Raw genomic sequence first — 7,812 nt, 5'->3', positions numbered from 1 at the left:
CGCTGCACCCCGCCGCCCCGCTGCCCCGCTCCCCCGACGCCTCCGCCGCCTCGCTCACCGGGCACCCCCCGCCGCGACCGCCCCCACCCGCCCCGTCATACGGTCATCATCGCGCCCGTACCGCCATGGACGCAGCGGGTTGCCGAGGAGAGGATGCCGAACCATGACAGCCGACATGCTTCTCGCGGGGATCGTGCTGCTCGGATCCTCCGTCCAGTGGCTCACCGGCATGGGCTTCGCCCTGGTCGCCGTACCGGCGCTGATCCTGCTGCTAGGGCCGGCCCAGGGGGTGGCCCTAGCCAACTGTGCCGCGGGGGCCATCTGTCTCGTGGGGCTCGCGGGTGGCCGGCAACGGGTGCGGCCGGGGGCGATGGTGCCGTTGTGCGCGGCGGCGGCGTGCACGGTGCCGGCGGGGGCCTGGATGACCCGTCGACTGCCCGGGCCCGTCCTGCTGCTGGTGATGGGCGGGCTCGTCACCGGCGCGGTGCTGCTGGTCATGCGGGGCGCGCGGGTGCCCGCGCTGCGCGGCACGAAGGGCGCGGTCGTGGCGGGTGCGACGGGCGGGTTCATGAACGCCGCGGCGGGGGTCGGCGGGCCGCCGGTGTCCCTGTACGCCCTCAACGCGGGCTGGACGGTACGGGAGTTCGTACCGAACGCGATGTTCTACGGCGTCCTCGTCAACGCCTTCTCCGTGGCGGCGAACGGGGTGCCGGAGCTGAGCGGGGCGCGGTGGGGATGGGTGGTCGCGGCGATGCTCCTCGGCGGCCTGGCCGGCAGGGCCCTGGCCGCCCGCATACCGGAGCGGCGGGCCCGCCTGCTGGTGCTGCTGCTGGCACTGACGGGCGGTATCACCACGGTGGCCAAAGGACTGTGGGGGCTGAAGGGACTGTAGGACCCCACAGTCCCGGCACCTCACATCACTTCACATCGCTTCGCTTCACATCACTTCACCGGGCGCATGCCCAACGGTTCGGCGATCTCCTCCGCCATCACCCTGCCGGCCTCGAACTCCAGCGTCTCGTCGCCCATGGCCGCCTGGTCCGTGTCCAGGCCGTCCAGCTCCTCCAGGGGCTGGTTCAGGCGGACGTGGGCGACCACCGACTGCAACGCCCGCAGGGTCGCCGACGCCGTGGAACCCCAGTTGGAGAAGTAGGAGAACTGCCACCACCACAGGGCCTCCGTGGTGCGGCCCGCGCGGTAGTGGGCCATGCCGTGGCGGAGGTCGGTGATGACGTCGGTGAGGTCGTCGGAGATACGGGCGGGCACCGCGGCCTTGCGGGGCTCGTAGGGGTCGAAGACCTCCGAGTAGACGTCGATCGGGTCCAGCAGCCTCGCCAGGTTCTCGCGGAGTTCGTCCACGTCGGCGTCCGGGCCCGTGTCGGGCTCGTAGCGCTCGTCGGGGACGATGTCCTCGTGGGCGCCCAGGCGGCCGCCGGCCAGCAGCAGCTGCGAGACCTCCAGGAGGAGGAAGGGCACGGCGGAGTCCGGCTCGTCGCCCCTCGCCACCTCGGTGACGGCCACCAGGAAGCTCTCCACCTGGTCCGCGATCTGGACCGCGAAGTCGTCCGGGTTCTGGGCGGTCGCGTGCAGTGTGGCGTCAGACATCTAGGAGTCGTCTCCCCTCGAAGGCGCGGCCGAGGGTCACTTCGTCCGCGTATTCCAGGTCTCCGCCCACCGGGAGGCCGCTGGCCAGGCGGGTGACCTTGAGGCCCATGGGCTTGATCATGCGGGCGAGGTACGTGGCCGTGGCCTCGCCCTCCAGGTTCGGGTCCGTGGCCAGGATCAGCTCCGTGACGGTCCCGTCGGCCAACCGCGCGAGAAGTTCTCGTATACGCAGGTCGTCCGGACCCACACCCTCGATGGGGCTGATCGCTCCGCCGAGTACGTGGTAGCGGCCCCTGAATTCGCGGGTGCGTTCGATGGCTACGACGTCCTTCGGCTCCTCCACCACGCAGATGACCGAGAGGTCGCGGCGGGTGTCGCGGCAGATGTTGCACAGCTCTTCCTGTGCCACGTTCCCGCAGGTCGCGCAGAAGCGGACCTTCGCCTTGACCTCCATCAGAGCCTGCGCGAGCCGCCGTACGTCCGTCGGTTCCGCCTGGAGGATGTGGAAGGCGATCCGCTGGGCGCTCTTGGGACCGACGCCGGGCAGCCGACCCAGTTCGTCGATGAGGTCCTGCACCACGCCTTCGTACAACGGACTGCCGTCCTTCCTGGGTTCCTTGGGTACGTACGGTAGTTGGCGGACGCCCTTCTTAGAAAGGCAGACCCGGAATGCCGCCGCCCAGACCCTGGGCCAGCGGGCCCAGCTTCTGCTGCTGGAGGGTCTGGGCGTTCTCGTTGGCGGCCTGTACGGCCGCGACGATCAAATCGGCGAGGGTCTCGACCGTCTCCTCAATGGATGCAGCCTCCGGGTCCACCGCCTTCGGGTCGATCTTGAGGGCACGGAGTTCACCGGAGCCGGTGACCGTCGCCCTGACCAGGCCGCCACCCGCCTGACCGTCGACCTCGGTCCGCGCCAGTTCCTCCTGCGCGTTCGCCAGGTCCTGCTGCATCTTCTGGGCCTGCTGGAGCAGCTGCTGCATGTTGGGCTGGCCACCACCGGGGATCACGATCAGCTCCCGCTCATAGGTCTGGGTCTTTCCGGGTCTCGTCCTCTGTGACGAGCCTACGTGCTCCACGCAGCCATCGCTCCGGCACTCTTTCGAGTGAGATGTTGTCGAGTCCTATACCTGATCAAGGCCCACTTCCGGGCGGAAAAGGAGCGAAAGCCGCCCCTTCGCCACCCATTGGGCGGTAGGAAAGACCCGGCGCGTCAGCACCATGCGTCACACAGCGTGATCGGCCGTGATCAGTAGGGAGTGCCGGGTGGGTCAGCCGGAGATGCAGCCCGAGGGTCCGCCTCAGGACGGTCGGAGCGGGGAGGCGGTCGGGCCGCGGCCGGGCGACCTGACGGGACGGACGTTTCCGCTCGGGGACTGGGGCGAGCCCGCGCTCCGTCTCGACGAGCTGTACCGGTGGGTGGAGCGCGGGGCGCTCGACACCGCCGCGTGGTACCTCGCGGACCGGGTGTGGAAGCGGCGGGGTGCGCGGGCCCTGCGGTGCGGGGCCGCGGCCGGGGCGGTGGCCGGTGCCGCGCTGCCCCTGCTGGACCTCGCGGGGGTCGTCGGCGGGGGCGCGGCCTGGGGGTATCTGGCGCTGCTCCTCGCGGTCGCGTGCGTGGCCGTGGACCGGTTCTTCGGGGTGACGTCCGGGTGGATAAGGGATGTGGCGACCGCGCAGGCCGTGCAGCGGCGGCTCCAGGTGCTCCAGTTCGACTGGGCCTCGGAGAGCGTGCGGGAGGTTCTGGGGCCGGCCGAGGGGACCGCGGGGGAGGCGGCCGACCGGTGCCTCGGGGTGCTGCGGAGGTTCTCCGAGGACGTGACCGAGCTGGTGCGGGCGGAGACCGCGGACTGGATGGTGGAGTTCCGGACGGGGTCGGCGCCGTTGGGGATCCAGGGAGGTGTGACGGGGGCGGCCCGGGCGGACGGGAACGTCGTCCAGGGGCGGTTCCCGTTGCCGCCGGGTACGGGGGGTGCGCGGCCGAACATGCCTCGGCAGCGGCCGCCGGAGGCTCGGTGACAGGGGGCGCCGTTGGGGCTGGTCGCGCCCACGCGGCGGTAGCCGCAGATCGATACAGCCCCGCGCCCCTAGGCGTGTCACCCTTACCGCAGGATCAACAGTTCGACTCCTACCAGCACATCCACCACCGCGCACCACTCCGCGAAAGTCGGCGCCACTGTCCCCCTCAACCTCTCCAGTGTCAGGTGCGCCAAGTCCCACATCCCGTGGAGGAACCAACCCGCCGCCACCAGCCAGCGGCCCGCCTCCGGGTCGACCGCCAAGCCCGTCACCGCCAGCGCTCCGAAGACGGCCACCCCCACCGCCTGCACGGCCGGCGGGTGTGGAGCGCCCCTCACCAGACCCCACAGCAGCACCCCGAGCGCGATCCCCACCATCGCCCCCGCCGGTGACACCAGGTCCAGCGCCTGGAGGCCGAACACGAGCACCAGGCCCCCGCCCAGCACCGGCCAGGTCGCCCGGGGCGTGCCGATCTGGTTGATCACCACGTACAGCAGGGGCAGCAGCGGCAGCACCTCGCCGAAACCGGAGACCGAGTCGTCCAGGGTGTCCGACGCGCCCGCCACCGCCTGGGCGGCCCAGATCGCGAGAGCGGCCAGCGTCGGCCAACGGCGCTTCAGCACAGCCGTGTTCATACGCCGTACTCCGTCCGCCGCCGCAGCATGACGACGAACATCAGCGGCAGCATCGCGAGGTGCTCCCATGCCATCGCCGCGTCGGGGGCGACGACATCGAGGGACAGCAGCGGTACGAGGACCAGCGCGGGCAGGAACATCGCCGCGCACATCTCGCCGATGCCGGGCCAGGCGTGGCCGCGGCGGCGCATCCACAACGCCATGCCGGCGGACATCGTGAACGCCATCTCCAGCACGACGAGTTCGGGGTGGCTGGACATGGCGTAGGCGGTGTCCGTGAGCGCCAGGACGCCCCGCAGGGCCGCGCCGAGGACGAGCATGCCCACGAGCATCGCGAGGATCATCTCGACGTAGTGGCGGGCGAATCCGTGGTGTTGTTGGTTTCCCATGCCTCTCAGACTGGGACCGGCGGCACCGGCGTCAGTAGTGCCGACCGCGCACGTCGTCGCATGACATCTGTCATCTCGCCGCTGCGACAATGACCGCGTGGACAACGGGGCGGGGCTCTCGAGTTTCCGGCGCTACACGTGGTGGGCCGTGCCGGGGACCGTCGTCTGTGTGCTGGTGCTGGCGTACGGGACCTGGGCCCTGGACGGGGACGTGCCGCTGTGGGCGCGGGCGCCGGTGGTCCCGGCGCTGGGCGTGCACGCCGTGGCCGCCGCCGTGCTCCTCGGCGGGGCGATGGAGGTCCGTCCGCCGGTCCTGCGGCCGCTCGCGGGGTGGCTGGTGACCGCCGGTGTCGCCGCCGCCGCGCTCGCCGTACTGCCCCTCACCCAGCACGACTACGGGCTGTGGGCGGTCGCCCCGGCCGTGACGGTGGCGATCGTGGCCGCCTGTCTCTCCGCGGCCGGGAGGCGGTGGCTGATCGGCGGTGCCGTCGTCCTCGCGCTGGTTCCGGGCGGTGCCGTGAGCCTGGCCTCCGGGGACGACGAGTTGGTGTACGCCGCTCTCTTCCCCGCCGGTCTGACCGCCTTCACCGTGTGGACCGTGCTCGGGCCGCTGTGGGCCTGGCGGGTCGCGGGGCGGCTGGACCGGGCGCGGCGTCTTGAGGCGGAGCTGGCGGTGAAGGACGAGCGGCTGCGGTTCGCCTCGGAGCTGCACGACATCCAGGGGCACCATCTGCAAGTCATCGCGCTGAAGAGCGAGTTGGCGTCGCGGCTGGCCGAGGGCGATCCGGCGCGCGCCGCCGCCGAGATGCGGGAGATACGGGAGCTCTGCGCGGACGCCCTCCGGGACACTCGTGCCGTGGTGCGGGGGTATCGTCGTACGACTCTGGACGGCGAGATCACCAACGCGACCCGCGTCCTGGCCGCGGCGGGCGTCGACGCGCGCACGGAGCTGGAGTCGGCGGAACAACTCGACGATTCCGCACGGCAGTTGCTGGGTCTGGTGATGCGTGAGGCCACCACCAACGTGCTGCGTCACAGCCAGGCACAGCACGCCGAGGTCGAGTTCCGCGTCACCGGCGGACAGGCGCGGCTGCGGATCGGCAACGACGGCGCGGATCCGCCCGGCGCGACGCACGACGGCACGGGACTGGCGGGACTCGGCGAGCGACTGCGGGCGGCCGGAGGGGAGTTGGCGTGGGAACGGGACGGCGAGCGGTTCACGGTGACGGCCACGCTGCCCGCGCAGAGGACCCAAGCGTGATCCGGCTGCTCCTCGCCGACGACGAGGACCTCCTGCGTGGCGCGCTCGCCGCGCTCCTCGCCCTGGAGGACGACCTCGCGGTGGTCGCGGAGGCCGCCACCTCCACCGATGCGGTACGGCTCGCCCTGGAGCACCGGCCCGACATCGCCGTACTGGATCTGGAGATGCCGCCCACGGACGGGCTGCGGGCCGCCGAGGAGATCCGGGCCGCCCGCCAGGACATCCATGTCGTCATCGTGACCCGGCACGCCCGGCCGGCCGTCCTGCGCCGCGCCCTGGCCGCCGGTGTCCGCGGCTTCGTGCCCAAGACGACCCCCGCGGCCCGGCTCGCGGAGATCCTCCGCGACATCGCCGCCGGTCGCCGCTACGTCGATCCGGACATCGCCGCGTCCGCGTTGACGGAGGACGACTGCCCGCTCAGCGAAAGGGAGTTGGAGGTGCTGCGGGCGGCCCGTACGGGGGCGTCGGTGGCCGAGATCGCCGCGCAGGTCCATCTGGCCCAGGGGACCGTCCGCAACTACCTCTCCGCCGCCATGTCCAAGCTGGGGGCCACCACGCGGCACGCGGCGGCCCATCACGCCTGGCAGCAGGGGTGGATCTAGGCCTGCGGCTCCGGGAACGCCACCGGGCTCCGCAGGCCCTTCGCGTTCACCGCCCGCACCCCGAAGAACACGTTGTCCTTCGACAGGTCCACCACGTGCCTCGTCACCTCGCCGACCGGGACGACACGCGTCCACTCCGGTGCCGTCGTCTCCCGCCACACGATCTCGTAGCCCGCCAGGTCCGGTTCGGTGCCCCGGGTCCACACCAGCTCCGTGGAGTTGGTGAGGTTGGTCGTGACGATCTTCGCGCCCCGGGGGGTGCCGGGGGCCTGGGCCAGGGTCCACAGGGCGGCGCCGTTCACCCTGGCCACCCGGGCGATGAAGGCGAAGTCGCAGAACTCGGGCAGATCGCCGTACTGCTTGCCGTCCTCGACCCGTACGTCCTGGTGCTGGTGGGCGAAGTCCTCGGCGGGCTCGGTGAAGCGGGCGGCCGGGTAGGCGCGTTCGAGGAAGGGGATGTGGTCGCCGCCGCGGCGGTAGCGGTCCCGTCGGTAGACGACCCGGACGTGCATGCCGGTGGCGTCGTTGTCGGCCACGTCCCGTACGAACCGGGCGAGTTGGCGGGTCGCCGAGTCGTTCTCGCCGCCGACCGAACGGCGGATCGCGGCCTGTTCGGCGGTCTCCGAGGACGGCACGCCCTCCGCGAACAGGCGGACGGTGTACGGGTCCTCCGTACCGTCGTCGGCGGTCGGGCTGCCGACGATGTCGTTGGTGAACATGCCCTGCACATCCGCCCCGGCCGCCTTGAACTGCTGGGCCATGTGGGCCGATCCGAACAGGCCCTGCTCCTCCCCCGCCACCGCCGCGAACACGATCGTGGAAGCGGGACGCCTCTTCGCCATCACCCGCGCCAGCTCCAGTGCCACCGCCACACCGGACGCGTCGTCGTCCGCGCCCGGGGCGTCCGAGGTGGCGTCCATGACGTCGGTGACCCGGGAGTCGTAGTGCCCGGAGACGACGTAGACCCGCTCCGGGGTGACCGAACCCCGCAGGGTCGCGACGACATTGGTGATGCGGGTCGCGGTCGGGATCCGGGGGCCCGGTTCCTGGACGTACGACTGGAGTTCGGCGGTCATCCGGCCACCGGACGCCTCGGCGTACGAGCGCAGCTCGGCCAGCAGCCAGTCGCGGGCGGCGCCGATTCCGCGGGCCGGGTCGTCCTGGGCGGAGAGGGTGTGGCGGGTGCCGAAGGAGACGAGCTTGCGGACGGTCGCCTCGATGCGGTCCGGGTCGATCTCCCGCAGCAGGGCGCGGAGTTCGCGGGTAGGGGGCTGGGCGGTGGCCGGGGGGCGGCTGCCCGAGGG

10 protein-coding genes are annotated in these 7,812 nt (G+C 72.0%); 4 read left to right on the top strand and 6 right to left on the bottom strand.

The features are described 5' to 3' along the window. The first annotated feature begins 163 nt into the window (after positions 1 to 163). The gene (locus HLK59_RS46180) at positions 164 to 892 is read left to right on the top strand and encodes a sulfite exporter TauE/SafE family protein (RefSeq protein ID WP_171147674.1); all 729 of its coding nucleotides are present in this window, start codon (positions 164 to 166) and stop codon (positions 890 to 892) included. A 50-nt stretch (positions 893 to 942) separates the two neighbouring features. On the opposite strand, the gene HLK59_RS46175 is transcribed toward HLK59_RS46180, so the two are convergent. Genes HLK59_RS46175 through HLK59_RS46165 form a run of 3 tightly spaced genes read right to left on the bottom strand, consistent with a single transcriptional unit; the run spans position 943 to position 2,612 of the window. Next, a complete protein-coding gene (locus HLK59_RS46175) occupies positions 943 to 1,605 on the bottom strand; it encodes a DUF5063 domain-containing protein (protein ID WP_171147673.1) in 663 nt (220 codons plus the stop codon). Further along, on the bottom strand, positions 1,598 to 2,197 hold the full coding sequence (recR, locus tag HLK59_RS46170; RefSeq protein ID WP_171147672.1) for a recombination mediator RecR: 600 nt from the start codon (positions 2,195 to 2,197) through the stop codon (positions 1,598 to 1,600). The genes HLK59_RS46175 and recR overlap by 8 nt, the downstream gene beginning before the upstream one ends. Before the next feature lie 58 nt (positions 2,198 to 2,255). Further along, on the bottom strand, positions 2,256 to 2,612 hold the full coding sequence (locus HLK59_RS46165) for a YbaB/EbfC family nucleoid-associated protein (protein WP_171147671.1): 357 nt from the start codon (positions 2,610 to 2,612) through the stop codon (positions 2,256 to 2,258). A gap of 256 nt (positions 2,613 to 2,868) precedes the next feature. Here HLK59_RS46165 and HLK59_RS46160 point away from each other — a divergent pair, with 256 nt between their 5' ends. Next, positions 2,869 to 3,621 carry an SLATT domain-containing protein gene (locus HLK59_RS46160; RefSeq protein ID WP_171147670.1) on the top strand — a complete coding sequence of 251 codons (753 nt, stop codon included), beginning with the start codon at positions 2,869 to 2,871 and terminating at the stop codon, positions 3,619 to 3,621. Positions 3,622 to 3,704: 83 nt separating this feature from the next. Here the strand turns inward: HLK59_RS46160 and HLK59_RS46155 are convergent, their stop codons facing one another. After that, positions 3,705 to 4,256, bottom strand: coding sequence for a hypothetical protein (locus HLK59_RS46155; RefSeq protein ID WP_171147669.1), 552 nt, complete (start codon positions 4,254 to 4,256; stop codon positions 3,705 to 3,707). Beyond that, on the bottom strand, positions 4,253 to 4,645 hold the full coding sequence (locus HLK59_RS46150; protein ID WP_171147668.1) for a hypothetical protein: 393 nt from the start codon (positions 4,643 to 4,645) through the stop codon (positions 4,253 to 4,255). Before HLK59_RS46150 ends, HLK59_RS46155 begins: the two co-directional genes overlap by 4 nt. A 97-nt stretch (positions 4,646 to 4,742) precedes the next feature. Here HLK59_RS46150 and HLK59_RS46145 point away from each other — a divergent pair, with 97 nt between their 5' ends. Both HLK59_RS46145 and HLK59_RS46140 read left to right on the top strand, forming a co-directional pair. After that, positions 4,743 to 5,906, top strand: a complete 1,164-nt coding sequence (locus HLK59_RS46145; RefSeq protein WP_346779981.1) for a histidine kinase — start codon at positions 4,743 to 4,745, stop codon at positions 5,904 to 5,906. Next, complete coding sequence (locus tag HLK59_RS46140; RefSeq protein ID WP_171147667.1) at positions 5,903 to 6,508, top strand: response regulator transcription factor; 606 nt, start codon at positions 5,903 to 5,905, stop codon at positions 6,506 to 6,508. The genes HLK59_RS46145 and HLK59_RS46140 overlap by 4 nt, the downstream gene beginning before the upstream one ends. Here the strand turns inward: HLK59_RS46140 and HLK59_RS46135 are convergent. Beyond that, positions 6,505 to 7,812: M20/M25/M40 family metallo-hydrolase (locus HLK59_RS46135; protein WP_171147666.1), on the bottom strand; the 1,308-nt coding region annotated here is incomplete at its 5' end. The genes HLK59_RS46140 and HLK59_RS46135 overlap by 4 nt on opposite strands.

It is taken from the genome of Streptomyces sp. S3(2020), from assembly GCF_013044505.1.
In the GTDB taxonomy this organism is placed as follows: Bacteria; Actinomycetota; Actinomycetes; order Streptomycetales; family Streptomycetaceae; genus Streptomyces.
This window is presented reverse-complemented; position numbering and strand designations above follow the sequence as displayed.

What these genes read in the sequence shown, in the direction of transcription:
- HLK59_RS46180 (WP_171147674.1), top strand. Translation starts at nt 164, where the DNA reads ATGACAGCCGACATGCTTCTCGCGGGGATCGTGCTGCTCGGATCCTCC.
- HLK59_RS46175 (WP_171147673.1), bottom strand. Translation starts at nt 1,605, where the DNA reads ATGTCTGACGCCACACTGCACGCGACCGCCCAGAACCCGGACGACTTC.
- HLK59_RS46155 (WP_171147669.1), bottom strand. Translation starts at nt 4,256, where the DNA reads ATGAACACGGCTGTGCTGAAGCGCCGTTGGCCGACGCTGGCCGCTCTC.
- HLK59_RS46150 (WP_171147668.1), bottom strand. Translation starts at nt 4,645, where the DNA reads ATGGGAAACCAACAACACCACGGATTCGCCCGCCACTACGTCGAGATG.